The organism is Kitasatospora sp. NPDC059160 (assembly GCF_042755465.1).
Lineage (GTDB): Bacteria > Actinomycetota > Actinomycetes > Streptomycetales > Streptomycetaceae > Kitasatospora.
Map to the genome: position 1 here is coordinate 76,673 of NZ_JBHZCN010000022.1, position 25,565 is coordinate 102,237.

At 71.7% G+C, this 25,565-nt stretch carries 28 protein-coding genes, 1 tRNA gene and 2 pseudogenes; 10 read left to right on the forward strand and 21 right to left on the reverse strand.

Features of this window, described 5'->3' with window-relative positions; translation table 11 throughout:
• Positions 1-190 precede the first annotated feature (190 nt).
• The 6 genes from ACFXOZ_RS12260 to ACFXOZ_RS12285 form a co-directional block, all read right to left on the reverse strand.
• The gene (locus tag ACFXOZ_RS12260) at positions 191-355 is read right to left on the reverse strand and encodes a hypothetical protein (RefSeq protein WP_380528143.1); all 165 of its coding nucleotides are present in this window, start codon (positions 353-355) and stop codon (positions 191-193) included.
• Positions 356-375: 20 nt separating this feature from the next.
• A complete protein-coding gene (locus ACFXOZ_RS12265) occupies positions 376-579 on the reverse strand; it encodes a CsbD family protein (RefSeq protein ID WP_380528140.1) in 204 nt (67 codons plus the stop codon).
• A gap of 120 nt (positions 580-699) precedes the next feature.
• Positions 700-1,098 (reverse strand): DUF2267 domain-containing protein, encoded by a 399-nt coding sequence (locus tag ACFXOZ_RS12270; RefSeq protein ID WP_380589720.1) that lies wholly within the window; start codon positions 1,096-1,098, stop codon positions 700-702.
• A gap of 51 nt (positions 1,099-1,149) precedes the next feature.
• The gene (locus ACFXOZ_RS12275) at positions 1,150-1,554 is read right to left on the reverse strand and encodes a DUF2267 domain-containing protein (protein WP_380589723.1); all 405 of its coding nucleotides are present in this window, start codon (positions 1,552-1,554) and stop codon (positions 1,150-1,152) included.
• A 44-nt stretch (positions 1,555-1,598) separates the two neighbouring features.
• The gene (locus tag ACFXOZ_RS12280) at positions 1,599-1,892 is read right to left on the reverse strand and encodes an STAS domain-containing protein (RefSeq protein WP_380528131.1); all 294 of its coding nucleotides are present in this window, start codon (positions 1,890-1,892) and stop codon (positions 1,599-1,601) included.
• Positions 1,893-2,021: 129 nt separating this feature from the next.
• Positions 2,022-2,456: an Hsp20/alpha crystallin family protein gene (locus ACFXOZ_RS12285; RefSeq protein WP_380589726.1), complete on the reverse strand. Its 435-nt coding sequence runs from the start codon at positions 2,454-2,456 to the stop codon at positions 2,022-2,024.
• Between the two features lie 198 nt (positions 2,457-2,654).
• On the opposite strand from ACFXOZ_RS12285, the gene ACFXOZ_RS12290 reads away from it, so the two are divergent.
• A complete protein-coding gene (locus ACFXOZ_RS12290; RefSeq protein WP_380528125.1) occupies positions 2,655-2,837 on the forward strand; it encodes a hypothetical protein in 183 nt (60 codons plus the stop codon).
• Between the two features lie 611 nt (positions 2,838-3,448).
• Here ACFXOZ_RS12290 and ACFXOZ_RS12295 read toward each other — a convergent pair.
• Positions 3,449-3,763: pseudogene (locus ACFXOZ_RS12295) on the reverse strand (IS5/IS1182 family transposase); the annotation flags it as partial.
• 97 nt (positions 3,764-3,860) lie between these two features.
• On the reverse strand, positions 3,861-4,781 hold the full coding sequence (locus tag ACFXOZ_RS12300; RefSeq protein ID WP_380528122.1) for an SDR family NAD(P)-dependent oxidoreductase: 921 nt from the start codon (positions 4,779-4,781) through the stop codon (positions 3,861-3,863).
• A 168-nt stretch (positions 4,782-4,949) separates the two neighbouring features.
• On the opposite strand from ACFXOZ_RS12300, the gene ACFXOZ_RS12305 reads away from it, so the two are divergent.
• The gene (locus ACFXOZ_RS12305) at positions 4,950-5,555 is read left to right on the forward strand and encodes a TetR/AcrR family transcriptional regulator (protein ID WP_380589729.1); all 606 of its coding nucleotides are present in this window, start codon (positions 4,950-4,952) and stop codon (positions 5,553-5,555) included.
• Positions 5,556-6,199: 644 nt separating this feature from the next.
• Here the strand turns inward: ACFXOZ_RS12305 and ACFXOZ_RS12310 are convergent.
• The 3 genes and pseudogenes from ACFXOZ_RS12310 to mca all read right to left on the reverse strand — a co-directional run.
• A pseudogene (locus ACFXOZ_RS12310) lies at positions 6,200-6,347 on the reverse strand (DUF255 domain-containing protein); the annotation flags it as partial.
• Positions 6,348-6,474: 127 nt separating this feature from the next.
• Positions 6,475-6,666, reverse strand: a complete 192-nt coding sequence (locus tag ACFXOZ_RS12315; protein WP_375884569.1) for a hypothetical protein — start codon at positions 6,664-6,666, stop codon at positions 6,475-6,477.
• A 48-nt stretch (positions 6,667-6,714) separates the two neighbouring features.
• Positions 6,715-7,620, reverse strand: a complete 906-nt coding sequence (mca, locus tag ACFXOZ_RS12320; protein ID WP_375884567.1) for a mycothiol conjugate amidase Mca — start codon at positions 7,618-7,620, stop codon at positions 6,715-6,717.
• Between the two features lie 240 nt (positions 7,621-7,860).
• Between mca and ACFXOZ_RS12325 the strand changes: the two genes are divergently transcribed.
• Both ACFXOZ_RS12325 and greA read left to right on the forward strand, forming a co-directional pair.
• Positions 7,861-8,274 carry a DUF4307 domain-containing protein gene (locus tag ACFXOZ_RS12325; RefSeq protein WP_375884564.1) on the forward strand — a complete coding sequence of 138 codons (414 nt, stop codon included), beginning with the start codon at positions 7,861-7,863 and terminating at the stop codon, positions 8,272-8,274.
• A gap of 353 nt (positions 8,275-8,627) precedes the next feature.
• Positions 8,628-9,128, forward strand: a complete 501-nt coding sequence (gene greA, locus ACFXOZ_RS12330) for a transcription elongation factor GreA (RefSeq protein ID WP_375884562.1) — start codon at positions 8,628-8,630, stop codon at positions 9,126-9,128.
• Between the two features lie 142 nt (positions 9,129-9,270).
• On the opposite strand, the gene ACFXOZ_RS12335 is transcribed toward greA, so the two are convergent.
• From ACFXOZ_RS12335 to ilvA, 3 genes are all read right to left on the reverse strand, one after another.
• A complete protein-coding gene (locus tag ACFXOZ_RS12335; protein WP_375884559.1) occupies positions 9,271-10,128 on the reverse strand; it encodes an ABC transporter permease in 858 nt (285 codons plus the stop codon).
• 1 nt (position 10,129) lies between these two features.
• Positions 10,130-11,224, reverse strand: a complete 1,095-nt coding sequence (locus ACFXOZ_RS12340; protein ID WP_380528112.1) for an ATP-binding cassette domain-containing protein — start codon at positions 11,222-11,224, stop codon at positions 10,130-10,132.
• 169 nt (positions 11,225-11,393) lie between these two features.
• Positions 11,394-12,605 carry a threonine ammonia-lyase gene (gene ilvA / locus ACFXOZ_RS12345; protein ID WP_380589732.1) on the reverse strand — a complete coding sequence of 404 codons (1,212 nt, stop codon included), beginning with the start codon at positions 12,603-12,605 and terminating at the stop codon, positions 11,394-11,396.
• Positions 12,606-12,716: 111 nt separating this feature from the next.
• Between ilvA and ACFXOZ_RS12350 the strand changes: the two genes are divergently transcribed.
• Entirely contained in the window at positions 12,717-13,199 is a 483-nt protein-coding gene (locus ACFXOZ_RS12350; protein ID WP_380407231.1) for a MarR family winged helix-turn-helix transcriptional regulator, read from the forward strand.
• A 5-nt stretch (positions 13,200-13,204) separates the two neighbouring features.
• Here ACFXOZ_RS12350 and ACFXOZ_RS12355 read toward each other — a convergent pair whose 3' ends face one another.
• Complete coding sequence (locus tag ACFXOZ_RS12355) at positions 13,205-14,359, reverse strand: cystathionine gamma-synthase (RefSeq protein WP_380589734.1); 1,155 nt, start codon at positions 14,357-14,359, stop codon at positions 13,205-13,207.
• Positions 14,360-14,542: 183 nt separating this feature from the next.
• Here ACFXOZ_RS12355 and msrA point away from each other — a divergent pair, with 183 nt between their 5' ends.
• Positions 14,543-15,220, forward strand: a complete 678-nt coding sequence (gene msrA, locus ACFXOZ_RS12360) for a peptide-methionine (S)-S-oxide reductase MsrA (RefSeq protein ID WP_375884546.1) — start codon at positions 14,543-14,545, stop codon at positions 15,218-15,220.
• 157 nt (positions 15,221-15,377) lie between these two features.
• On the forward strand, positions 15,378-15,740 hold the full coding sequence (locus ACFXOZ_RS12365; protein WP_375884543.1) for a cupin domain-containing protein: 363 nt from the start codon (positions 15,378-15,380) through the stop codon (positions 15,738-15,740).
• Positions 15,741-15,836: 96 nt separating this feature from the next.
• On the opposite strand, the gene ACFXOZ_RS12370 is transcribed toward ACFXOZ_RS12365, so the two are convergent.
• The 3 genes from ACFXOZ_RS12370 to ACFXOZ_RS12380 all read right to left on the reverse strand — a co-directional run bounded on the left by ACFXOZ_RS12370 (position 15,837) and on the right by ACFXOZ_RS12380 (position 19,511).
• Entirely contained in the window at positions 15,837-17,114 is a 1,278-nt protein-coding gene (locus tag ACFXOZ_RS12370) for an Ig-like domain-containing protein (protein ID WP_380589737.1), read from the reverse strand.
• Between the two features lie 188 nt (positions 17,115-17,302).
• Complete coding sequence (locus tag ACFXOZ_RS12375) at positions 17,303-17,635, reverse strand: hypothetical protein (RefSeq protein ID WP_375884538.1); 333 nt, start codon at positions 17,633-17,635, stop codon at positions 17,303-17,305.
• A gap of 475 nt (positions 17,636-18,110) precedes the next feature.
• Positions 18,111-19,511 carry a cystathionine beta-synthase gene (locus ACFXOZ_RS12380; protein WP_375884535.1) on the reverse strand — a complete coding sequence of 467 codons (1,401 nt, stop codon included), beginning with the start codon at positions 19,509-19,511 and terminating at the stop codon, positions 18,111-18,113.
• Between the two features lie 232 nt (positions 19,512-19,743).
• Here ACFXOZ_RS12380 and ACFXOZ_RS12385 point away from each other — a divergent pair, with 232 nt between their 5' ends.
• From ACFXOZ_RS12385 to ACFXOZ_RS12395, 3 genes are all read left to right on the forward strand, one after another.
• The gene (locus tag ACFXOZ_RS12385; RefSeq protein ID WP_380589740.1) at positions 19,744-20,823 is read left to right on the forward strand and encodes an SGNH/GDSL hydrolase family protein; all 1,080 of its coding nucleotides are present in this window, start codon (positions 19,744-19,746) and stop codon (positions 20,821-20,823) included.
• A 64-nt stretch (positions 20,824-20,887) separates the two neighbouring features.
• A complete protein-coding gene (locus tag ACFXOZ_RS12390; protein ID WP_380528095.1) occupies positions 20,888-22,108 on the forward strand; it encodes an acetyl-CoA C-acetyltransferase in 1,221 nt (406 codons plus the stop codon).
• Positions 22,109-22,398: 290 nt separating this feature from the next.
• Positions 22,399-23,355, forward strand: coding sequence for a hypothetical protein (locus tag ACFXOZ_RS12395; protein ID WP_375884529.1), 957 nt, complete (start codon positions 22,399-22,401; stop codon positions 23,353-23,355).
• A 100-nt stretch (positions 23,356-23,455) separates the two neighbouring features.
• Here ACFXOZ_RS12395 and ACFXOZ_RS12400 read toward each other — a convergent pair whose 3' ends face one another.
• From ACFXOZ_RS12400 to ACFXOZ_RS12410, 3 genes are all read right to left on the reverse strand, one after another.
• The gene (locus tag ACFXOZ_RS12400) at positions 23,456-23,824 is read right to left on the reverse strand and encodes a hypothetical protein (protein ID WP_380528092.1); all 369 of its coding nucleotides are present in this window, start codon (positions 23,822-23,824) and stop codon (positions 23,456-23,458) included.
• A 246-nt stretch (positions 23,825-24,070) separates the two neighbouring features.
• Positions 24,071-24,937, reverse strand: coding sequence for a Bax inhibitor-1/YccA family protein (locus tag ACFXOZ_RS12405; RefSeq protein ID WP_375884525.1), 867 nt, complete (start codon positions 24,935-24,937; stop codon positions 24,071-24,073).
• A gap of 142 nt (positions 24,938-25,079) precedes the next feature.
• Positions 25,080-25,161 (reverse strand) — tRNA-Leu (locus ACFXOZ_RS12410).
• Positions 25,162-25,565 lie beyond the last annotated feature (404 nt).

Sequence of the window (25,565 nt, forward strand, 5' to 3'; positions counted from 1 at the left end):
GCACGGCCCACACCGGCCACGCTACCCGGCACCGGGGCGGCGTCTCGGAACGGATGAGCCGCCAGCTGTCCGGCGGCTCACCCTTCGTGCTTCCCGCTGAAAGCGGTGCGGGGGAAGCGTCCGGACGCGCCTGCGGCACGACAGCGCGGCCTGCGCTGTCGTGCCGTCACGGGTCACCCCCGGCTCGGCGCTATCTGCGTGAGCTCCGCCCGCGCCCCAGGCGCACGCCCCCGAGCACCAGGGCGGCGACGAACAGCACGGCGCCGATCACGAGCAGCCACAGCAGGCCCTTCACCAAGGCGCCGACGAAGCCGAACACCACGGCGATGAGCAGAATGACCAGGAACACGGCCATGACGGTGCTCCTTTCCGTCGTCAGTCGGTGCGCTTCAGGGCGCCCTTTGCCCGGTCGGCCGCGGCTTGCGCTGCGTCCTTGACGTCGTCGGCGGCCTGCCTGACCTTCGACTCCACCTGGTCGGCCTGGCCCTCGCCCTTGAGCTCCTCGTCACCGGTGAGCTCGCCGGCCTTCTCCTTCACCTTGCCGGCCAGTTCTTGCGCCTTGTTCGACAGGTCACTCATCGGTTCCTCCAGTCGTCCGCCGGGCGGCCCATCAGCACCGCCCATTCGTCACCTTTTTAACCGGTATTCGCCCTTTCATGCGCGTGGTACGGATCTTCGGCCGTCCTGGCCGGTACGGGGTCAGGCGGCGGCGGGGGTGAGGTCGGCGCGGCCGAACAGGAGCGCGTAGCCGCGGGGGAGGTAGGCGAGGAGGCGGTCGGTGAGCTCCTCGCCGGCGAGGTCGGTGAGTGCGGCAAGGACGCAGGAGGCGTCCCAGCGGGCGCCGGCGAGGGTGGTGTTCAGGTTGCGGGCGAGGGCTTCGACGAAGGCGGGGGCGGTGACCGGTTCGGTCAGGGGGATCGGGGCGACGAGGGCGGCACGGGCGCGTTCGGGCAGGGCCGCGGCCAGGTCGCAGCGTTCGTCGCCGGTGAGCTGGGAGCCGAGTATGCCGAGAGCGGCGTCGAGGATGTGTTCGGCTTCCCGGTCGCTGTCGTAGCGGCCGAGGTCGCGGACCCGCTGGACGAGGTGGTGCCAGGTCATGTCGAGTGCCTTCCGTACGTGGCAGGCCGCTTCTGGGGCGGCAGGCGTGGGTCAGGGCCGCCGGCCGGGCTGGGGCCGGCCGAAGAGGACGTCGTAGCCGGGCGGCAGCTGGAACAGGATGCGCTCCATGAGGTCGTCGCCCGCGGCGTCGGCGGCCGTGGACAGCACGGCGCCGATGTCCCACACGGCGGTGGTTTCGGTGGCGCCCTCGATCCAGGCGGCGGTTGCGCGCACGAACCGTTCCGCGGTGAGCGGTTCGGCGGCCTGCAGCGGGTTGAGCAGGACCAGGGCGAGGGTCTCGGGCAGCCTGGCCGCGAGTTCGGCACGGACCTGTCCGACCAGGTGTGCGCCGAGCAGGGCGAGCACGACACGGGCCGCGCGCTCGGCCTCTTGGGCGGTGGTGTACTCGCCGCGTTCCCGGACGCGCTCCAAGAACGCCTCCCATCGCAGGGTCACCTCGTATCTCCCTCCATCCGGGCGGGCGCGGCACGCGCCCGCGGTCAGGGTTCGACGATCAGCCGCCGGTTCAGGCCGGTGAGCCTGAGCAGGCGCAGCACCCGGGAGCCGGCCCCGCGCAGGATCAGGCGGGCGCCGAGGCGGTCGGCCTGATTCTGGGCGTGCACCAGCGCACCCAGGCCCGCACAGTCCATGAACTCCACACCGGCCAGGTCGAGCACCACCTCGCGGTCCGTCCGGAGTGCGGCGCTCAGGCTGCGTCGCAGTTCGGGGGCGGTGGCGAGGTCGAGGTCACCGCGGGCGGTCACCAGGGCGGCCGCCGTGTGGAGGGTGTGCATGACGTTCTCGCTGTCGGTTCGGCCTGCACAGCACTCGGCGTGCTCGGGGGGCGGGTCCGGGTGGGGCCCGGGGGTGGGCTGTCCCGCACGGTGGGGGGAGCCGCGCGGGACAGCGCCGCTTGCGTGGGGTCAGGCCTGGATCTGCTTGCGCTCGCTGCGGTGGCTGATCGCGATCTTGCGGGGCTTGGCCTTCTCGGCGACCGGGATCTTCAGCGTCAGCACCCCGGCGTCGTAGTCGGCGCTGATCCCCTCGGGGTCGAGCGTGTCGGACAGCATGACCTGGCGGGAGAACACGCCGAGCGGACGCTCGGACAGCTCCCACTTCACGTCCTCACCCTCGTGGCGCGGACGGCGCTCGGCCTTGACGGTCAGCATGTTCCGCTCGACATCGATGTCGATCGCCTGCGGGTCCACCCCGGGCAGGTCGAAGGAGATCACGTACTCGTCGCCCACGCGGCAGGCGTCCAGCGGCATCGGGGCCGGACGCGACCAGGTGCCGTTCGTGCCCAGGAACTGCTGGGTCAGACGGTCCAGCTCGCGGAACGGGTCAGTGCGCATCAGCATCGCGAAACACCTCCATTGGATATGGGTTGCCAGTGCGCTTCACCTGAATCCGTTCTAGCATGTCATCCATCCGATGACAACTTCCTGAGCCATCCAGAGGATGACGCCCGGTGCGCGAGACACCCGCCCCGCCGACCCCCACCCGGACCGCGCGATCCGACTCGACACCCCCGACCGCCCACACCGAAGAACTCCGGCATGACAACGACCAGCGACGTACCTGATCACGCCACCGCTGAGCAACGCTGGCAGCGGCTCCAGGATCAGCTCGACCAGGTCGCCGACCGCACCCGCGCCGAGATCGACACCGCCATCGCCTCGATCGACGCCTGCCTCGCCCGACTCGCGGCCCTCCGCCAGCACCTCACCGACCGCCCGTGACACCCGAAGTAGGAGCCGCACACCCTCCACCGTTCGGAACCCGCCTGATGGTTGCCGGCGGCAGCACGCACGAGTCCGTGAGGTGCGGCGGTACCGAGTTCGCCCCTTCCGGTCGGCACGGCGGTGATGCTGTCATCGCCAAGCGCCCACGACAGACGCACGGCAGGTTCGCCCTCGCACAGGACCAGCCCCCTGGGCTCCAACCGCGCAGGAGCCGTCAGTGGTCGCCGAAGAAGATCTCCCTGACCTCGCGCCCGCGTAGTAGACGAGGACGTAGCCGGCCAGCGGGTCTGCCCGCCAGAGGCCGTCGAGCGAGTTGAGCAGCCAGGCCGATCAGCACGGCGGCCAGCAGACCGTCGGTCAGGGCACCCGGCCCTCGGTCCTGAGTGCTCGCCCAGGCCGAACGCACCGAACGTGGTGGTCGTCGCGGCGCTCCAGCCCGTGGAGGCCCCGGAGCCGTAGGCACTCCCCCAGCCGATAGGCGCTGTACGGGCTCTCCGCACGGCCGTAGATGCCGCGCTGCATGCCGCCGTTCGTCATCGACGGCATCCTGGTCAGGCCAATCAAGGGCTGCCTGCCCGCAGCCGCTCGATCGCGAGGGCCTCACACCGGGCGGCGAGGTGCTCGAGTTCCAGGCCCACCATCTGGTCGTACGCTCGCAGTACCGCGAGGAGCAGGTGGCCGATGACACCGGACTCGATCCACTCGTCCCACCGCCGGCGGATCGTGGTCGCCGAACAGGCCCGGTCAGCGACCCTCTCGTAGCCCATCCCCGAGACCAGCGCCAGGACAAGCCGGCCGAACACGACCGCGTCCGCGATCCGCGGGTTGTGGCACCCCAGCGGGTGCGAATCGGGCCGGGCAGGGATCAGCCTCAGGAACTCCTCACGGATCGGGTCGATGATGGACGCGGGCACGACGGACACCAACCCCCCAGATGATCACATAGCGTAGGCAACTCCATGATCATCAAACCTGCCTCCGTCGTGCCACCCTCTCCGTTTTGGCGTACCGGCCGACGCTCTACACGATGAAGCGGTGGATGGCGTCGTTGGCGTGGTCCTGGAACGACGGGTTGGCCAAGTCGGGGAAGATGTCCGCCTGGTCGACCAGGGGGCCCTTCAGCTTGTTGGCCGCGCTGGCGTAGAACACGCCGCTGGACAGGGTCGGGTCGGTGACACCGTCGACCAGTCGCTTCGCGCCGACCTCAAGCTTGTGGGAGATCCCCAGGGCGGGCAGGACGTACTTGGACGCCATGCGCAGCGGTAGGGCGATGTCGTTGGAGGCTTGGGTGCCGGTGGTGGCGCCGGGGCTCACGGTGATGAAGCGGCGGTCGGGGTGCTGGCGGGCCAGGTAGGCCATCCAGAGGGCCCCGATGTACTTGGCCTGCCCGAAGGCGAGGTTGAAGTCGGTCTTTCCGTCGGCGAAGTAGCTGCCGTCGATGACGGTGGCGAGTTCGTCGGCAGAGGTCGAGGCGAAGGACGGCCGCTTCATCCGCAGCATCGGCAGTCCCCTGGCTGCTTCGCTTCCGGCGAGGACCGCGACCTCGCCGAGCCGCCCCTCGGCCAGGAGTCCTTCGAGGAGCGCGACGTGGCCCAGAACGTTCGTCGCGAAGACCTTGGTGACCCCGTCGGCGGTCAACTCCATCGACCGCGGGCCGATGACGCCGGCGTTCATGACCAATGCGTCGACGGTTCCGTCGATGGCCGCAAGGCCGGCTCGGACCGAGCCCAGATCGGCGACATCCATGACGACGATGTCGAAGATGCGCCGGCCGGTAGCGGCTTCGAGGTCGGCCTTTGCCGTTGTCGCCCGGTCTCGGTTGCGGCATGCCAGGTAGATGCGGGCCGTCTCCGGTCGCAGGGCCAGTTGCCGGGCCACGTCCTTGCCGATCCCGACGTTGGCGCCCGTGATCATCACGGTCTTTCCCGGGAGTGTGCTCATCGGGATTACCTCTCGTCTTCTGTGGGGCTGTTCAGGTGGGACGGCTCATGCTGCTTCGCGGGGCCGGTGCTGCGGTGGCGAGTCACGCGGCCCGCAAAGTGAGTTGCGCAACTCAGTCTGATCCCGGCCAGACTGGGCTGTCAAACTCAGAATCGCTACCATGGGTCCATGGCGAACAAGACGAACGACCGGCCGCGGCTCACCGCGAAGGGCGAGCGCGTCCGGGGCCGAATCGTGGAGGGGGCTGCGGCCTTGATCCACGAGCGCGGGGTCGCGGGTACCACCCTGGAAGACGTCAAGGGGGCAGCGGAGGTCAGCGGCTCGCAGCTCTACCACTACTTCCCCGACAAGAACGAGCTCCTCCAGGCGGTCATCGACCACCAGGCCGACACCCTCGTCCACCACAATCGGCAGGCGCTCAGCGGTGAAGACGGAGTCGCAGCCTGGCGGGACATGCTGATCGCCGGCGTGAAGCACAGCCAGGCAAAGGGCGGCTGCCCACTCGGTTCGCTCGGCGGTCAACTCGCCGAGAGCGATCCCGAGGCCCGAGCCCTCATCTCCGCCGGATTCGAGCGATGGTCAGCTGCCATCAGCGAAGGACTCCGGTCGCTTCACGCCGACGGGAAGCTCGCACCCGGCATCGACCCGGACGACCTCGCCACCACCATGCTCGCCACCCTGCAAGGCGGACTGCTACTCGCCCAGGTACAACGGAGCACGCGACCCTTGGAAGTTGCGCTCGACACCGTCCTCGCCCTTGCCATCCGGACCTGAGACCCGAAGACCGGTAGCCGGCTGTACTCCGCCATGGGCCACTGAACGATGCGTCGCAAGGCCGCCAGGGCCGCCTCCGCGCGCCATCCGACGACTCTGACCGGGTCCCGCTTCCTGTGCAGTTCCTCAGGCTCATGTTCGCGTTGAGGCGGAGCGGCACGGCCCCCGCCGAGCGGCGGCGATGCGGTCCTCTACCTGAGGCACGGACGTCATCACCGTCCGTAGCCTGGTCCGACGACAGCCCTCGGGGATGCACCTCTCGATTGCCGTACCCGGACAGCCGCACGGCCGAGGAAACCGAACCGACACCGGACGGCACCTCTGACGTCGGCGACTCGCCCCCCGAACACGGGCCGGGGATCGTCAGCGACCGCCCGGATTGCCGACCAGTACGCGGCTTCCCAGATGCTCGCTGCGGACTCGGTCTCCGGCGGATTCAGAGACTGGAGGAGGTCCAGAAGAAAGGCAAGCGAGGCATCCGGCAAGGGCGCCGGTCGGCTGGCCGCAGGGACACTACCCCGGCTCACACACCCGACGGAAGGCAGCCGGAGGCGCTACGGCCGAATTCCTGGAAGTAACTTCCATCAATCGGCCATCAATTGGAGATGTCCGCGGACTCATGCTTAAGGTGCCAGTCACTGCCACCAGTGACAGGCCGCGTAGCCGACGCTGAGCAGCACCGGCCCCCCCCCGCCGCTCGGCCTCCGCGAAGGCCTCCGGCCCCCAGTCGACCGGATTGTCGGCGTGCTGCAGCAGGTACGGCGAGGTCGCGTCCGCGAGACGGTTCGGCATGGCCCCCATCCTCCCGCACGACGGGCCCCGTAGGCGTCAGGCCGCCCCGCCGGGCCGGCTTCCCCCGGGGCCGGGCCGGCGGGCGTCGCGCCCTCGCCCGGGGCCGTGGGGCCCCGGGCGGGAGGGGCTACTCCTTGGGGGCTTCCGGCTCCTCCGTGAAGTTGACCTTCTTGAACTGGCGGTTCATCGACTTGGCCAGGAACCACGTCGCCACGCCGAGGGCGGCGAAGACGACGAAGCCGAGGAGACCGGGGGTGACCTTGGCGTCGTCGACGGCGAGGTCAGCGGCGAGGTGGACGAGGTTCACGGGGGCGCTCATATCTCTATGGTGGCCCGGCTCACGCCGAGCCGGGCCGTCGGGGGTGGGTCAGTCGCGCGCGTCGGCGGCCTCGGCCGCCAGGGTGGGGGTGCGCAGTCCGGCGAACAGGTCGTCCTCCGGGAGGTCCACGTCGATCAGGGTACGGGCGAGCTCGTAGTCCTCGGTGGGCCAGACCTCGCGCTGGACGTCGAGCGGGACGCGGAACCACGGGCCGTCCGGGTCGATCTGGGTGGCGTGGGCGATCAGCGCGCGGTCGCGGGTCTCGAACCAGTCGTCGCAGCGCACCCGGGTGGTGATCTCGCGCTCCTGGCGGCCGCTCTTCTCCCAGCCCGCGATCCACTCGCCGTACGGGGAGTCGTGCCCGTGCTCGGTGAGGTACTGGTGCAGGGCGCGGATGCGGCCCATCGGGAAGCCGTGGTTGTAGTAGAGCTTGAGCGGCTGCCAGGGCTCGCCGGCCTCGGGGTAGGCGTCCGGGTCGCCGGCGGCGTCGAAGGCCAGCATGGTGATCTTGTGGGTCATGATGTGGTCCGGGTGCGGGTAGCCGCCGTTCTCGTCGTAGGTCGTGATGACCTGCGGCTTGAACTCACGGATCAGCCGGACCAGCGGCTCGGCCGCCTCCTTGACGTCCTCCAGGGCGAAGCAGCCCTCGGGCAGCGGGGGCAGCGGGTCGCCCTCCGGCAGGCCGGAGTCCACGAAGCCCAGCCAGGCCTGCTTGACGCCGAGGATCGCCCGCGCCTCGTCCATCTCCTTGCGGCGCACCTCGTGGATGTTCTCCTCGACGTACGGGTCCCCCTGCAGCTTGGGGTTGAGGACCGACCCGCGCTCGCCCCCCGTGCAGGTGGCCACGAGCACGTCCACACCGTGCTCGACGTACATGGCCATGGTGGCCGCGCCCTTGCTGGACTCGTCGTCCGGGTGGGCGTGCACCGCCATCAGTCGCAACTGCTCAGTCAACGCCTTGCGTTCCTTCCACATCGTCGGGCGTTCCGCGAAGTCCGGTCTGCCCACCGTACGAACCGCTCACTTCGGGACCACGTCGCCGCGGGGCCGGCCTGCGGCAGGTCTCCGGCACGGCCGGGCCCCGCCCCCGCCGGACCGGCCGCGGGCGTGCCCCTCCTATAGTGACGGAATGGAGGTCCGTCGCATTCCCCCGCACCACCCGCGCGGCTCCTCCCGAGGAGAGGACGGAGTCCGATGACTGCACAGAGCACCGCGACGCAGCTGCCCGAGGGGCGCTACGGCCGGAGGGGCGACGGCGAGTCGGACCGTCGGCTCAAGGTGGTCGGCGCGGTCTGCGGCGTGCTCGGCCTGGGGCTGATCGCCTGGCTGGGCGGCTCCTACCTGCTGCGCGAGTCGAAGATCAACGGCTCGGTGCCGACCTTCCAGGTGCTCTCCGACTCCGAGGTGCAGCTGCACCTCAGCGTGCGCAAGAGCGACGGGACGGCCGGCACCTGCACGGTCCGTTCGCAGGGCGACGACCACGGGGTGGTCGGGGTGGCCGACTTCCCGGTCCCCGCGGCCGGGTCCAGCTACGAGGCCACCGTCACCCTGCGCACCACCGCCCGCGGCACCACCGCCGAGCTGCTCGGCTGCACCCCGGCGAAGTAACGGCGCGGCACGCGGAGTCCACCCGGCGGAGCAGCGGGGACGAAGCGGGGCCGTGGCGGGGCCGTGGCGGGAAAGCGGCCGGAACGCAGCGGGTACGCATACTCACCCGCCGGAACGGGCATCCGTAGGAAGTCCCGCAGCCGGTTGCCGTACACCGTGGCGCAACGCCACCGTCAATGCCGCGCCAACGCCTCTCCCGCTTGTCCGCAGGACTTGTTAGGCTCGTGGTTTCGCCCCTTCCGCACCGGATGGTACGGGAGCGGGCGTTGCTTTGTAGTTACGACCAATATCATCGTCGACCCTGCTGACGACTCACACCCTCAGCTCAGCCCCAGCACCTACGAGGAGCACCCGTGACCCAGACCAGCGAGAACGTGACCTGGCTCACTCAGGCCGGCTACGACCAGCTCAAGGCCGAGCTGGATCACCTGACCGGGCCCTGGCGCATCGAGATCGCCCAGAAGATCGAGGCGGCGCGCGAGGAGGGCGACCTCAAGGAGAACGCCGGCTACCACGCGGCGAAGGAGGAGCAGGGCAAGCAGGAGCTGCGCATCCGCCAGCTGACCCAGCTGCTGGAGCGCGCCAAGGTCGGCGAGGCCCCGGCCGACTCCGGCGTGGTGGCCCCGGGCATGGTCGTCACGGTCGCGTTCGACGGTGACGAGGACGACCTGATGGAGTTCCTGCTCGCCTCGCGCGAGGTCGCGGGCGCCGACGCCGTCGACGTCTACTCGCCGCAGTCGCCGCTCGGCCGCGCGATCGACGGCAAGAAGATCGGTGACGAGGCCACCTACGAGCTGCCGAACGGCAAGCCCGCCATGGTGAAGATCGTCAAGGTCGTGCCGCACGCCGGCTGACCCGGCCCCGAGCAGCACCGCCGGAGGGCGGCTGCGGAGTCCGTAGGGGACTCCGCAACCGCCCTCACGCATCTCCGGCCGACGGAAGCAGAAGACGTCAGAGCCGGACCGTAGGCCGAAAGCGCGGCCGCGGCCGCGCCGCTCAGCCCGCCGCCGAGCGGTACTTGCGCACCGACAGCCACGAGAACACCGCCGTGATCACCACCGACCACAGCACCGACACCAGCGCCGCGTGCTGCATCGGCCAGGCGCTGTCCACCGGGCCGACCTGGTTGCCGAAGAGGTCCCGGCAGGCCTGCACGGTCGCGCTGAACGGGTTCCAGTAGGCGACGCCCTGCAGCCACCCCGGCATCGAGCTGACCGGCACGAAGGCGTTGGAGATGAAGGTCAGCGGGAACAGCCAGATCAGCCCGGCCGAGGTGGCCGCCTCGGGGCTGCGCACCGAGAGGCCGATCAGCGCGCCGATCCAGGAGAAGGCGTAGCCGAGCAGGAGCAGCAGCCCGAAGGCGCCGAGCGCCTTGAGCACCCCCTCGTGGATCCGCCAGCCGACCAGCAGCGCGACCAGCGCCAGCACGACGAGCGTGAAGGCGGTCTGGCACAGGTCCGCGAGGGTGCGGCCGACCAGCACCGCGGAACGGGCCATCGGCAGCGAACGGAAGCGGTCCACCAGGCCCTTGGTCATGTCCTCCGCGATGCCGGCCGAGGCGCCGGCGACGGCGAAGGTGACGGTCTGGGCGAAGATGCCGGCCATCAGGAACTGGATGTACGTGTGGGAGCTGGAGTTCGTCCCGGGGATCTTGATCGCCCCGCCCATGACGTACGAGAACAGCAGCACGAACATGACCGGCTGCATGAGCCCGAACACCACGATCTCGGGGATCCGGGACATCCTGCGCAGGTTGCGCTTGGCGACCACCCAGGAGTCGTGCAGGGTCGCGGACAGGCCCCGGCGGGGCGTCGGCATGGCCGCGCCGATGGCGTGCTCGGTGGAGGTGCTCATCTCAGCGCTCCGTTCCGGCCGCGACGGCCTGCTGCTCGTCGGGCCCCTGGCCCCCGCCGTCGGCACCGTCCGCGCCGCCCGCGCCGCCGCCCGAGGAGCCGCGGCCGCGACCGCCCCGGCCGCGGCCCTTCGCACCGCCGCCGTCCTCCTCGGCCGACTCGGCGATGTGGCCGGTGAGGGTGAGGAAGACGTCGTCCAGGGTGGGGCGGCGCAGGCCGATGTCGTCGATCTCGATGCCCCGGCCGTCCAGTTCGCGGATCACGTCGGCGAGCACCCGGGCACCGCCGCTGACCGGCACGGTGATCCGCCGGGTGTTCTTCTCCACCGCGGGCTCGCCCAGCGCGTACCCGGACAGGGCCGCGACCGCGTCCGTGACCAGACCCGGGTCGTGCACCACGACCTCGATCCGCTCGCCGCCGATCTGCGCCTTGAGCTGGTCGGCGGTGCCGCGGGCGATCACCCGGCCGTGGTCGACCACCGCGATGTCGTGGGCGAGCCGGTCGGCCTCCTCCAGGTACTGGGTGGTGAGCAGCAGCGTGGTGCCCTGCTCGACCAGGGTCTCGATGACCTCCCAGAGCGCGAGCCGGTTGCGCGGGTCGAGCCCGGTGGTCGGCTCGTCGAGGAACATCACCGGCGGCCGGACGACCAGCGCGGCGGCGAGGTCGAGGCGGCGGCGCATGCCCCCGGAGTAGGTCTTGGCGGTGCGGTCCTTGGCCTCGGTGAGGTTGAACCACTCCAGCAGCTCCAGCGCGCGGGCCTTCGCGCTGCGGGTGCTCATCTGGTACAGCTCGCCGACCATGGTGAGGTTCTCGAAGCCGGTCAGGTACTCGTCGACCGCCGCGTACTGGCCGGACAGCCCGATCAGGCTGCGGACCTTGTTGGGGTGCTTGAGGACGTCGACCCCGGCGACCACCGCGTGGCCGGAGTCGGGACGGAGCAGGGTGGTGAGGACGCGCACGGTGGTGGTCTTCCCGGCGCCGTTCGGGCCGAGCAGCCCGAGCACCGTGCCCTCGGGGACGTCGAGGCTGACGCCGTCCAGGGCTCGTACGTCGCCGAAGGTCTTCACCAGGTTCTCGGCTTGGATGGCTGGCGCCATGGCCTGCCTCATCTCCTCGGACGAATGGAGCGATCTGTCCCACTTTGCCCCCCGTTCGGGCGCGTGGGCGACTCGGTTCTCGGCCACCGACACAGAACGCGATGTATCGCGATCCTGGCAACTCGCGATACATCGCGTCAAGCGAATTCGGGGAACCGCCCGCGGGGGCTCAGCCGGAGACCACGTACCCCGCGTCCCGCAGCTCCCCCACCACCAGCGCGCAGTGCTCCGGCCCCTTGGTCTCCAGGTGCAGGTCCACCTCGACCTCGGTGAGCCCCAGCCGGGGGTCGATCCGGACGTGCGCGACGTCCAGCACATTGGCGTCCACCCTGGTCAGCACCCCCAGCAGGTCCGCCAGCGAGCCCGGCTTGTCCGCCAGCCGCACCCGCAGCGACAGGTAGCGCCCGGCCGCCGCCAGCCCGTGCCGCAGCACCCGCTGCATCAGCTGCGGGTCGATGTTGCCGCCGGAGAGCACCGCCACCACCGGGCCCTCGAACGAGTCCGGCTGCTCCAGCAGCGCCGCGATCGGGGCCGCCCCGGCCGGTTCGACCACCAGCTTGAGCCGCTCCAGGCCGAGCAGCAGGGCCCGGGACAGCGCGTCCTCGGAGACCGTGCGGATCCCGTCCGCCAAGGTGTTGACCACCTCGAACGGGATGTCCCCGGGGCGCCCGACCATGATCCCGTCGGCCATCGTGGCGAACTGCTCCAGCGAGACCGGCCGCCCGGCCGCCAGCGAGGGCGGGTACGCGGCCGCGGCCGCCGCCTGCACCCCGACCACCCGGACGTCCGGCCGCAGCGGCTTGACCGCCGCCGCGATCCCGGCCAGCAGCCCGCCGCCGCCCACCCCGACCAGGATGGTGCGCACCTCGGGGCACTGCTCCAGGATCTCCAGGCCGACGGTCGCCTGGCCGGTGACCACGTCCCAGTGGTCGAAGGGGTGGATGAACACCGCGCCGGTCGCCTCCGCGTACCGCTGCGCGGCCTGCAGCGCCTCGTCGACGGTGGCGCCGTGCAGCCGGACCTCGGCGCCGTACTCGCGGGTGGCGGCGACCTTCGGCAGCGGCGCCGCGACCGGCATGAACACGGTCGAGCGCACCCCCAGCAGCGAGGCCGCCAGGGCCACCCCCTGGGCGTGGTTCCCGGCGCTCGCCGCGACCACCCCGCCGGCCCGCTGCACCGGCGAGAGCCCCGCGATCCGCACGTACGCCCCGCGCAGCTTGAAGGAGCCGGTGCGCTGGAGGTTCTCGCACTTGAGGTGGACCGGCGCGCCGATCAGCCCGGACAGGTGGCGGCTGCCCTCCATCGGGGTCACCCGGGCGACCCCGGCGAGCATCTTCTGGGCGCCGCGGACGTCGTCGAGGGTGATCGGCCAGTTGTGCATGATCCCAGCCTAGGGGCCAACCCAGGACGTCGGGCCTGTTCCCGGGCCCGCTCCGCCCGCGTACGCTGCTGCTTCTGAGCTTCTCTCACCGCATGACGATCGTGAGCCGCGATGACGACGACCTCGCCCCAGGCCACCGACCGAACCGAGCCCGTCCACACCCAACTCCAGTACCAGCTGGCGGTGTTCGCCCGCCGGATGGAACAGGTCCGGACCTCCGGCGGCGGCGTGGCCGTGCTGGACCGGGCCGCCTACCTGCTGCTCGACCGCCTGGAGCGGCACGGGCCGGCCAACGTCAAGGCGCTGGCCGACGCGCTCGGCGTGGACTCCTCCACGGTGACCCGCCAGGTCGCCCCGCTGGTCGCGGCCGGGCTGGTCGGCCGGGTGCAGGACCCGGCCGACCGCCGCGCGGTACGGCTCGCGCTGACCGCCTGCGGCACCGGCCGACTCGCCGAAGTCCGGGACGGCCGGGCCGAGTTGACCCGCCGCCTGACGGCCGACTGGCCGCCCGAGGAGCAACAGGCGTTCTGCGCCCTGCTGGCCCGCTTCAACCTCGCGATGGAGTCGTACACGGCGGACCAGCAGGGCCACTGACCCCCTTAGCCCAGCGCCTGGGTGAGGTCGGCCAGCAGGTCGTCGATCGACTCGATGCCGACCGAGACGCGCACCAGGTCGGCCGGCACCTCCAGCGGCGAACCGGCCGCCGAGGCGTGGGTCATCCGGCCCGGGTGCTCGATCAGCGACTCCACGCCGCCCAGCGACTCGCCCAGGGTGAACAGCCGCGCACGGTTGCAGACCTCGACGGCCGCCTCCTCGCCACCGGCGACCCGGAACGAGACCATGCCGCCGAAGGCCTTCATCTGCTTGGCGGCGATGTCGTGGCCGGGGTGCTCGGGCAGGCCCGGGTAGAGCACCTGGCTGACCTTGGGGTGGCCCGCCAGCAGCTCGGCGACCTTCTCCGCGTTGGAGCTGTGCCGGTCCATCCGGACGCCCAGGGTCTTGATGCCGCGCAGTACCAGCCAGGCGTCGAACGGCCCGGAGACGGCGCCCATCGCGTTCTGGTGGTACGCGACCTCCTCGCCGAGGCCCGCCTCGGCGAGCACCAGCGCACCGCCGACCACGTCCGAGTGGCCGCCCATGTACTTGGTGGTGGAGTGCACGACCGCGTCCGCTCCGAGCGCGATCGGCTGCTGCAGGTACGGGCTGGCGAAGGTGTTGTCGACCACCAGCAGCGCCCCGGCACCGTGCGCGACCTCGGCCAGCCCGGCCAGGTCGGTGATGCCGAGCAGCGGGTTGGACGGGGTCTCGACCCACACCGCGCGGGTGTTGGGGCGCAGCGCGGCGCGGACGTCGTCCAGCTTCTGGGTGTTGGCGACGGAGAACTCGACGCCCCAGCGGGTCAGCACCTTGGCGAACAGCCGGAAGGTGCCGCCGTAGGCGTCGTTGGGGATCACGATGTGGTCGCCCGGCTTGAGGACGGTGCGCAGCAGGGTGTCCTCGGCCGCCAGGCCGGAGGCGAAGGCGAGGCCGCGGGCGCCGCCTTCGAGGGCCGCGAGGCACTCCTCCAGCGCGGTGCGGGTGGGGTTGGCGCTGCGGCTGTACTCGTAGCCGCCCCGCAGGCCGCCCACCCCGTCCTGCTTGTAGGTGGACACCTGGTAGATCGGCGTGACGACGGCCCCGGTCTGGGGGTCTGCTTCCTGACCCGCGTGGATGGCGAGGGTCTCGAAGCCCTGGGGAAGCTGGTGCTCGGTCATGGCTCCGAGCCTAACGGCCGTACCGCCGTGCGCCTGCCGGAATGCCCGGACCTCCCGGACCGGACCCCCGGAGTCCGCCGGGCCGGATCCCCGGAATCCGCCGGACCGGATCCCGGGAGCCGCCCGAGCCGGAATCCGCGGGCCGTCCGGTGCGTTGAATCCTGGGCAACCCTCCCTACCCCGATGGAGCAGGCCGTGCTGTTCGACCGCCACAAGACCTCGCTCGTCCCCGCCGACCAGGCGCTGCCCGGCCGCCCGGCCCCGGCCTTCGCCCTGACCGAGCCGCACACCGTCCTCGGCCACCCGCTGACCGGCCCGTACCCGCAGGGGCTGGAGGTGGCCGACTTCGGGCTGGGCTGCTTCTGGGGCGCCGAGCGCACGTTCTGGCGGCTGCCCGGCGTCTGGACGACGCTGGTCGGCTACCAGGGCGGCCACACGCCGAACCCGACGTACGAGGAGGTGTGCAGCGGGCTGACCGGGCACACCGAGGCGGTCCGGGTGGTGTTCGACCCCGCGGTGGTGTCCTACGAGCGGCTGTTGAAGGCCTTCTGGGAGGCCCACGACCCGACCCAGGGCAACCGCCAGGGCAACGACGTGGGCACCCAGTACCGCTCCGCGCTGTACACCCACTCCCCCGCCCAGGCCGCCGCCGCGGCCGCCACCCGGGACGCCTTCCAGCCCGCCCTGACCGCGCTCGGTCACGGCCCGATCACCACCGAGATCGCCGAGGCCGGCCCGTTCTACCCGGCCGAGCCGTACCACCAGCAGTACCTGTCGGACGCCAAGAACCCCAACGGCTACTGCGGTCTCGGCGGCACCGGCGCCTCCTGCCCGATCGGGGTGGCCCGCACCCAGGGCTGACCGCCCGGCGTCGGGCCGTCCGGGCGCCCGCCACCCCGGCCCGGCGCCCGCTACCCGAGGTGACCGTTCCCCGGGGCGGGCGCAGACTGGAAGGGCCAGCAAGGGCGGCCCGGCCACCTGTTGGCGGCCGGGCCGTTCCTCGTGAGAGGAGTGCGCCATGTCCGGTCTGGTCCGCATGAGTTTCGAGGCTCCCGAGGAGGTCCGCCCGTTCGAGGACGGCTCGGGGGAGCTGCGGCTGGTCAACCTGGACGGCGGCCCGGTCGGCCGGGCCGTGTTCCAGCCGGGGTGGCAGTGGTCCAAGCACGTGAAGCCGATCGCGGGGACGGACAGCTGCCGGGCGGCGCACCTGGGGTACGTGGTCTCCGGCCGGATGCGGATCGTCATGGACGACGGCGAGCAGGCCGACTACGGCCCGGGCGACTTCATGATCTGCCCGCCCGGCCACGACGCCTGGATCCTGGGCGACGAGCCGTGCGTGATCGTGGACTGGCAGGGCTTCGCGGACTACGCGAAGCGGTGAACGCGGCCGCCCGCCGCCTCGGGCGGGCCGAGGGGCGGGCGGAAGCAGCGGTGCTGAGCTGGAACGTCCGGGCGGGAACGTCCGGGCGGGAGCGGGTCAGACCGCGCTGCCGGCCTTCCAGTCGGCCCAGCCGAGGTTCCAGCCGTTCAGGCCGTTGTCCGGGGCGACGGTCTTGTCCCCCGAGTTCCGGACCTCGACGACGTCGCCGACCATCGAGGACTTGTAGAACTTGAAGCCGTCCGTGCTGCTGTCCTGGGCGCCCTTGGCGTCCTGGAGGCCGACGCAGCCGTGGCTGGTGTTCTGCCCGCCGAAGATCGACGACGGCGACCAGTAGTTGCCGTGGATGAAGGTGCCCGAGGTGGTGAGGCGCTGGGCGTGCGGCACGTCGGCGATGTCGTACTCGCTGCCCAGGTTGACGGTCTGCGAGTTCATCCGGGTCTGGGTGAACTGCTCGGAGATCACCATCTTGCCGCCCCAGGTGGTGTGCTCGGAGGAGCCGCCGGAGATCTTGTAGACGGCGCTGACCTGGCCGTCCGTGGTGACGGTGAGCTTCTTGGTGGCGAGGTCGGCGACGCTGGTCTGGGCCCGGCCGATGGTGAAGGCGACGTCCTTGGACTGGGTGCCGTAGACGCCCTTCGCGCCCTCGACGTCCTTGAGCCGGAGCTTGAGGGTGACCTTGGTGCCCTTGGCCCAGTACTCCTGCGGCCGGAAGTCGAGGCGGGTGCTGGAGAACCAGTGCCCGACGATCTCGACGCCCGGCTCCGCTATCACGGTGATCGCCGACTGGACGGCCTTCTTGTCCGTGATCGGCTTGCTGAAGTTGATCGAGACCGGCATGCCGACGCCGACCGTCGAGCCGTCCTCGGGGGTGAAGTAGCCGACGAAGGTGTTGGCCGGGGTCGCCGTGGTGAAGCTGGCGTTGGCGTCCGCCTCCAGCTTGTCCTTGTCGACGCCGCTGGCGGTCACGGCGTACTTGGTACCGCTGGCCGGGGCCGCGGCCGAGGTCCAGCTGGTGTTGTCGCTGGAGAGCTGGCCGGCCAGCTCCTTGCCGGTGGAGTCGGTGACCTTGACGTTGGTCAGGGTGCCGCCCGCGACGGTGACCTTGACCGGCTCGCTGAAACTCGCGCCGGTGGTGCCGTCCGCGGGGGTGACGGTGATCACGGCCGTCGAGGTCTTCGGCGCGCTGCTGCCGCCGCCGGAACCCGGGGTGCCGCCGCCGTTGCCGGAGCCGCCGTTGCCACCACCGCCGCTGCCGCCGCTGTTGTCGTTGCAGGCCGCGAGCAGCAGGACCGGCGCGCCGATCAGGCCCGCGAGCACTCCGCGTCGGCTCCAGTTGACTCCGGCCACCCGCCCCTGACCGTCCCGTGCCGTCACGTCGCGTCTCCCTGCTGATCATCCCGGGCAATTACGGATACAGAAACGCAATCCGGCCGCTCACGGTTCCACCATCGAAGGGTAAGCGATCGTATGAGATGACCCAACTTCCCGCTGAGCATGGACAAAACACCCGGTCCGCCGGGGGCGGACCGGGTGTTCAGGGGTGGTGACGGCGCGAACGGCCGTTACTCGGCGGACTCCTCCACGGAGTACTCGTCCCACTCCTCGTTCTCGGGGTCGAACTCGGTCTGCGCCGACTCCCAGGTCGCCGAGGCGAGCTCCACGCCCGGGACGTCGCCGAGCAGCGCGACCGGGTCGATGAAGTGGGCGAGCGAACCCGACGGGTCCACCTCGATGGCGTCGACGGACTGGGCGCGCTCCTCGTCGTCGAGGTACTCGTCCCCGGCGACCTGCTGCAGGGCCGCGGCCTTGAGCGCGCCCTCGTCGGTGATCTCCGCGATGAGCTCGATCTTGAGCTTGACGTAGCGCGGGGCGTCGGTCGTTTCAGTGCTGGTCATGCCAGCGAGCGTACGGGACCACGGGCCCCCCGGCGTGCACGGAAGGGGCCGGCCCCTCGGAACAGGACCGGCCCCGCCGTGCTCCGGACCGGCTCCCCCACCCGGGAGCCGCGGAGCCGCGCCGTGACGGCGCGGTGATCGCCCGTGGGAGCCGCCGCACCCTGTCGACCGGCCGGAGCCGGGCAGGGTCGGGACGACGGCGCCCCCACGGAGGGGCCCCTCCCTCCGAATCAACGGTCGGGGAGGGCGGACACGGCGGCCGGGTCAGGACCGTCCGACGTGACCGGAGCCGGCCGCGGTCACCGGGGAGCCGCTCCCGGTGGACCACTGCCGTCTCGCGCGGCGTCTTGCCGTTGACCACCACGATGCCGGAGCCGTGTTAACCACGTGCTGCGGGCAGGTGACGCCGGTGTACCACTTCGCGCGTGGACGAATCCTCCGGATCCGGCCGCGGGCGGGGCGGGGTGAGCGGTCGTCAGTGCGCGCCGCGGGTGGTCAGGTAGCCCAGCAGGTCCTGGCGGGTGACGATGCCCTGCGGCTTGCCCTCCACCAGCACGACCGCCGCGTCGGCCTTCTCCAGCACGGTCATCAGGTTGGTGACGGTCTCGCCCGAGCCGACCACCGGCAGCGGCTTGGACATCACCTTGTCCAGCGTGTCGGTCAGCTCGATCTCCTTGGCGAAGATGCCCTCCAGCAGCAGCTTCTCCACCACGGAGCCGATCACCTCGCCGGCCATGATGTCCGGGTGCCCGGCGCCCGGGGAGACCACCGGCATCTGCGAGACGCCGTACTCGCGCAGCACCCGGACCGCCTCGGCGACCGTCTCGTTCGGGTGCATGTGGACGAACTGCGGGACGCCGCCCTGCTCGATGCCCTCCTTGCGGACCAGCACCTCGCTGATGTGGGCCTCGTCGGTGGCCGAGGGCAGGAAGCCGTAGTCGGCCATCCAGTCGTCGTTGAAGATCTTCGACAGGTAGCCGCGGCCGCCGTCCGGCAGCAGCACCACGACGACGTCGTCCGGCCCGAGCTTCTTGGCGACCTCCAGCGCGGCCACCACGGCCATCCCGCAGGAGCCGCCGACCAGCAGGCCCTCCTCCTTGGCGAGGCGGCGGGTCATCTGGAACGAGTCCTTGTCGGAGACGGCGACGATCTCGTCCGCGACGCCGCGGTCGTAGGCGGTCGGCCAGAAGTCCTCACCGACGCCCTCGACCAGGTACGGACGGCCGGTGCCGCCCGAGTAGACCGAGCCCTCCGGGTCCGCGCCGACGACCTTGACCTTGCCGCCGGACGCCTCCTTGAGGTAGTTGCCGGTGCCGGAGATGGTGCCGCCGGTGCCGACGCCCGCCACGAAGTGGGTGATCTTCCCCTCGGTCTGCTCCCACAGCTCCGGGCCGGTGGAGTGGTAGTGCGAGGCCGGGTTGTCCGGGTTGGAGTACTGGTCCGGCTTCCAGGCGTTCGGGGTCTCGCGGACCAGGCGGTCGGAGACGTTGTAGTAGGAGTCCGGGTGCTCCGGGGCGACGGCGGTCGGGCAGACCACGACCTCGGCGCCGTACGCGCGCAGGGTGTTGATCTTGTCGGTGGACACCTTGTCCGGACAGACGAAGATGCACTTGTAGCCCTTCTGCTGGGCCACGATCGCCAGGCCGACGCCCGTGTTGCCGGAGGTCGGCTCCACGATCGTGCCGCCCGGCTTGAGGGCGCCCGAGGCCTCGGCGGCCTCGATCATGCGCATCGCGATGCGGTCCTTCACCGAGCCACCGGGGTTGAAGTACTCGACCTTGGCCAGCACTGTCGCGGTGATGCCCTCGGTGACCTTGTTCAGCTTGACCAGTGGCGTGTTGCCGACCAGGTCGATGATCGAGTTGTGGTACCGCACGGGGGTCCTCCCGGTCTATGGGCATGCGAGTGCATTCGGTACTGCAAAGCCTAGGGCGTGCCACGTGCCCCAGCCCTCCCTTCCCGCACTCCCCCCACCGCCGCCGCGCTCCCCCAATGGCCCACCCCCGACCGCGCCCCCGGTACTCCCGCCCTCCGCGCGGGTAAGAGCGCTGTGCAGGCATGGCCGTGTCCCCGGAGGGGGCGGCACGAGGACGCGAAGGGGGCACCGGATGCCAGGGGCACAGGACTCGCGGGCCCGGGTGGCCCGTCGGATCGCCACCGCGGCGGCGTACGGCGGGGGCGGGCTCGGACTGCTCGGCGTGGGCCTGGTGGGCCTGCTGCTGACCGAGAGCAAACTCGCCGTCCAGGCCATCGGCGTCCTGGAGACCGTCCCGCCCAAGGCCGACGGCGTCTACGGCGAGGCCTTCGCCGACGGCGCCGCGCCGCCGCGCCCGCCGCTCGTGCTGGCCGTCCTCGGCGACTCCACCGGCGCCGGCCTGGGCGTGGCCCGCGGCCGGGAGACCCCGGGCGCGCTGCTGGCCGCCGGTCTGGCCTCGGTCGCCGAGCGCCCGGTGCGGCTGGTCAACGTGGCCCGCTCCGGCGGCCGCTCGGCCGACCTCTCCGGCCAGCTGGAACGGGCCCTGCGGCACCGCCCGGACGTCGCCGTGATCATCGTCGGGGCCAACGACGTGACCCGGCACAGCCCGGCCCAGCTCGCCGTCCGCCAGCTCGGCGAGGCCGTCGCCGCGCTGCGCGCCAACGGCTGCGAGGTGGTGGTGGGCACCTGCCCGGACCTCGGGACGATCAAGCCGGTGCGCCCGCCGCTGCGCTGGGTGGCCCGGCGGCTGAGCCGCCAGCTGGCCGCCGCGCAGACCATCGCGGTGGTGGAGGCGGGCGGGCGCACCGTCTCGCTGGGCTCGCTGCTCGGCCCGGAGTTCGCCGCCCGCCCGGAGATGTTCGCCGCCGACCGCTACCACCCCTCGGCCCAGGGCTACGCCACCGCCGCGATGGCCGTGCTGCCCTCGGTCTGCGCCGCGCTGGACCTGTGGCCGGAGGAGGAGCGCCCGAGCACCGCCCGCCCCGGCGGGGCGGCACTGCCGGGCGAGACGGTGCTGCCGGTCGCGGTGGCCGCCGCGGCCGCGGCCGACCGGGCGGGCACCGAGGTCGCGGCCGTGGACCCGGGGGGCCCGGGCCGGCGCTGGGCCCTGCTGCGCCACCGGCTGCGGGTCGGCCCGGACGCGGCCCCGGAGCCCGGCCCGGTGCCCGGCAACACGTCGGCCAGCTCACACGCCGGGGCCGGTGACGACTGAGCTACCAAGCGGTAACTTTCCTCCCGGACCGCCAGGTCCGCCGTCACCCAGCGAGGAGCCCGCAATGCCCGAAGCCGTCATCGTCAGCGCCACCCGTTCGCCGATCGGCCGGGCGTTCAAGGGCTCCCTCAAGGACGTCCGCCCGGACGACCTGACCGCCCACGTCATCCAGGCCGCCCTGGCCAAGGTCCCGCAGCTCGACCCGCGCGAGATCGACGACCTGATGCTCGGCTGCGGCCTCCCGGGCGGCGAGCAGGGCCACAACCTGGCCCGCATCGTGGCCGTGCAGATGGGCATGGACTACCTGCCCGGCGCCACCATCACCCGCTACTGCTCCTCCTCCCTGCAGACCACGCGGATGGCACTGCACGCGATCAAGGCCGGCGAGGGCGACGTCTTCATCTCGGCCGGCGTCGAGACCGTGTCGCGCAGCGTCAACGGCACCTCGGACGGCATGCCGGGCACCATGAACCCGCTCTTCGACGACGCCCAGGCCCGCACCAAGAAGCGCGCCGAGGAGGGCGGCGGCGAGTGGCACGACCCGCGCGCGGACGGCCTGGTGCCGGACGCCTACATCGCGATGGGCCAGACCGCGGAGAACCTGGCCGCGCTCAAGGGCATCACCCGCGCCGACCAGGACGAGTTCGGCGTCCGCTCGCAGAACCTCGCCGAGGCCGCCATCAGGGCCGGCTTCTGGGAGCGCGAGATCACCCCGGTCACCCTGCCGGACGGCACCGTGGTCAGCACCGACGACGGCCCGCGCGCCGGAGTCACCCTGGAGGGCGTCTCCGGCCTCAAGCCGGTCTTCCGCCCCGACGGCACCGTCACCGCCGGCAATTGCTGCCCGCTGAACGACGGCGCGGCCGCGCTGGTCATCATGTCCGACACCAAGGCCCGCGAGCTCGGCATCACCCCGCTCGCCCGGGTGGTCTCCACCGGCGTCAGCGCCCTCTCCCCCGAGATCATGGGCTACGGCCCGGTCGAGGCCTCCAAGCAGGCGCTCCGACGGGCCGGCCTGACCATCGACGACATCGACCTGGTCGAGATCAACGAGGCCTTCGCGGCCCAGGTCATCCCGTCCTACCGCGACCTCGGCGTCGACCTGGACAAGCTGAACGTCAACGGCGGCGCCATCGCCGTCGGCCACCCCTTCGGCATGACCGGCGCCCGGATCACCACCACGCTGATCAACTCCCTGCAGTGGCACGACAAGCAGTTCGGTCTGGAGACCATGTGCGTCGGCGGCGGCCAGGGCATGGCGATGGTCATCGAGCGCCTCAGCTGACGCTCCCCCCGTGCTCCGAAGGGTCTGGACCACCCGTTTGGAGTGACCGTGGGTAATTGAGGGCCGGATCACACCGAGAGGTCGATCCGGCCCTCTTCGCGGTCGTTTCCGGTCCCGGGATCGACACTGCGGAGCGGATCAACTCCACTGCGTAGAACGGTGTTACCTAACAATTTGGGGACAAGAGCGAAAGTCCCGGACTAATTAGACATTCGCCACTGCGGTAACAGCCCCGGATGGGGCAGTGTGGACACGTAACCCCGTTCCGCTCCTCGCTAGGAGTACGTTCCGTGAGCGTCGTCTACACCACCCTGCTGCTGATCCTGATCACCGTGTCGACCGCCGTGCTGCTGCGCCTCCGGGGCATCTCCCGGCGGCTGGACGCACAGGCGGCGGCCCAGACCGGGCCCGCACCGGTGGACGAGGCCGCGATACGCCGGGCCGTCGCCGAGGCCCTGGCCGCCGACCGCGAGCGGGAGATCACCGAGGCCCGGGCCTTCTGGGCCGAGCAGGAGGCCCGCGCGGCCGAGGACGCCCCGCTGTTCGACTCCCCCTTCGCCGGGGCGCCCTTCACCGAGGCACTGGCCGGCACCGACGAGTGGCCGCTGTTCTTCCCCCGCCCCACCGGCCCGCAGGACGCCGCCGACAACGCCGGGACGATGGACCCGGAGTTCGGCGAGGCGCTGCGCTCCGCGCTGGAGGACCTGATCACCGAGGGCGGCACCGGCCCGGCCGAGCCGGGCACCGAGGGCGGCACCCCGCTGCGCCCCGGCCACCCGGCCGGCGAGCCCACCAAGGACGCCCGCGCCCGCCGCGAGGCCGACCTGCTGGCCACCGGCCTGGAGGCCGGGCTGCTGGACGCCGAGCCGCTCGTGGAGGAGGCCCCGGTCGCCGCCCCCGACCCGCGCCGCCACCCCTCCCACCCCGACTTCGTACCGAGCCAGGCGCCCTCCCGGGAGTGGACCGACACCCGGCTCGCCGCCCTCGCCGAGGAGGCCGTCGCCCTGACCGACGTCCGCCCGGGCCCGCTCGGCACCCTGGACGTGTACGCCTTCGCCGACGGCACCACGCTGTGCGTGGCCCCGGGCGACCGGGAGGCCGCCTACCGGCTGATCGACGCGGTCCGTGCCGGTGAGCACGTCCGACTGCTCGGCGGCTCGCGGTTCTCCGGCTCCTACTCGCTGACCTTCTCCACCGACGAGGAGGCCGTCTACGTGCTCGCCGACCGGGTGGTCGCCAGCATCTGACCGGACCTCAGCCACGCAGCAGGACCGAAGGCCGCCCGGGTCGCGGGGTTACCGACCCGGGCGGCCTTCGGCGTGTCCGGCTCCTGGCGGGCCAGGCAGCTCAGCCGCAGAGCGAGGCCGTCTCCCGCACCGCGGCCACCGCCCCGGCCAGCAGCTCGTCCACCGCCACCGGCCCGTCCGGCAGCGCCACCACGGCCCCCTCCGGCAGCGCCGCGAGCGCGGCCGCCAGGTCGTGCCCGGCGACGGCCAGCTGGTCCCCCGCCGCGAAGGCCCCGGCGTCCGGGAACTCCCGCTCCGGCCCGCCCTCCACGGCCAGCGCCAGCGCGGCCAGCCGCCGGGCCAGCGCCAGCACGGCCGCCGCCCGCGAGGCGTGCCCGGGCACGGCGCCCAGCAACTTGCTCTGCGGCAGCGAGCGGAAACGATCCGCCAGTCCGTCGACGGCTACGACCAGGGGCTGTACGTCATGCATGGGGAGGAGCCTAGGCCTGTCTCCCGGGTTTTGTCGGATCAGGTCGCGGCGTTGGGGTGCGTGCATCGCAAGGCGGAGGAGGGAGCCACTGCGGAGCATTGGCGACTGACGACAACGCGGCGAGGTGCGTGCCCCGGCGTCGCGGACCCGGCAGGAACCCGGGAGACAGGCCTGAACGCCGCCGGGCCCCGGAGCAGAGAATGCTCCGGGGCCCGGCGGCAGTGGGTGGCGAGGACCGGGGGTGCGTCAGTCGTCGCCGCGCAGGATCGCGATCAGTCGCAGCATCTCCATGTAGATCCAGACCAGCGACAGGGTGAGCCCGAAGGCGGCCCGCCAGGACTCGCGCTGCGGGGCGCCCTGGGCGATGGCCTCCTCGATCGACGCGAAGTCCAGCGACAGGAAGAAGGCGCCCAGGCCGATGCCGATCAGGCCGACCACGATGCCCAGCGGGCCGGAGCGCAGGCCCATGTCGGCGCCGAAGGCCATCGCGATGACGTTGACCAGCATCAGCAGCACGAAGCCCAGGGCGATCGCCAGGCCGATCCGCTGGTAGCGCGCGGTGACCCGGATCCGGCCGCTCTTGTAGGCGAACAGCATCGCCGCGAAGACCGCCGCCGTGCCCAGCACCGCCTGGATCACGATGCCGTTCAGCATGGTGTTGAAGGCGTGCGAGACGGCGCCCATGGCGAAGCCCTGGAGGGCCGCGTAGGTCAGGATCAGCGGCGGGCTGACGCTGTTCTTGAACGAGACCACCAGGCCGACGACCATGGCCACCAGGCTGGCGCCGATCGCGAAGCCGAAGTTCTCGAACGGCAGCGTGAACCAGGCCACCGCACCGGCGGCGACCAGGGTGAGCAGCGTCATCGCCGTGCGGGCGACCACGTCGTCGAGCGTCATCCGCCCGGTGGCCGCCGGGCCGGCCGACGGCCCGTTGTACATCTGGTAGAGCTGCTCGTCCGTCAGCGGGCCCTGCCCCTGCGGCTGGGCGTAGGGCGTGCCCGCGTACGGGTTGCCGTGCTGGCCCCCGGCCTGCGCGGTGCCACCGAACCCCGCGTAACCGGGCTCGCGGGTGAAAGAACCCTCCCGCGAGAAGACCGGGTTGCTGCTTCTCATGTGCACATTCCCTCCGTGGCGGCACTGCACCGCCCAGGTACCAGGGTAATGGCTTGGCAAAAATTCCGGGATACGCCGCGAGGAGGATCCGGTGAACGACTCCCGGCGGGGACGCCGGAGGCGCCCCCGCGGGTCGTTGCGGTGCCCGGAGCCGGACTCGAACCGGCACGGCCTCGCGGCCAAGCAGTTTTAAGCTGCCCGTGTCTGCGTTCCACCATCCGGGCGTCCTGCGAACCACCCCTGAGACTAGTCGCCCGGCTCACCCTTTCGCATGTTCCCAGCCCGGGAAGTTGTCATGTTTCCTTGCCATCTGACGAATAGTTCGAGATTCGGCCACGAAGCACGGTGATTCCGGCCACCGCACCGTCCTCAGGGTTCCCGTCATACCCCAGGAGGAGGGTCCGGCACCGCCCGTACGCCCAGCGGTGGTCGGGCCAACCGTTCGAGGGGTCGACGCCGAACCATGATCACGTCGCGGAGCATGGAGGTACGAATCCGCGAACCCCCGAGGAGCACCCCCGTGACCACGTCGACCGCAACCGCCGTCCGTACCGGCCTGGCGGCCGCCCGCGCCACCGGCCTGAACAAGGTCTACGGGGAGGGGGAGACCCGGGTCGTCGCCCTGGAC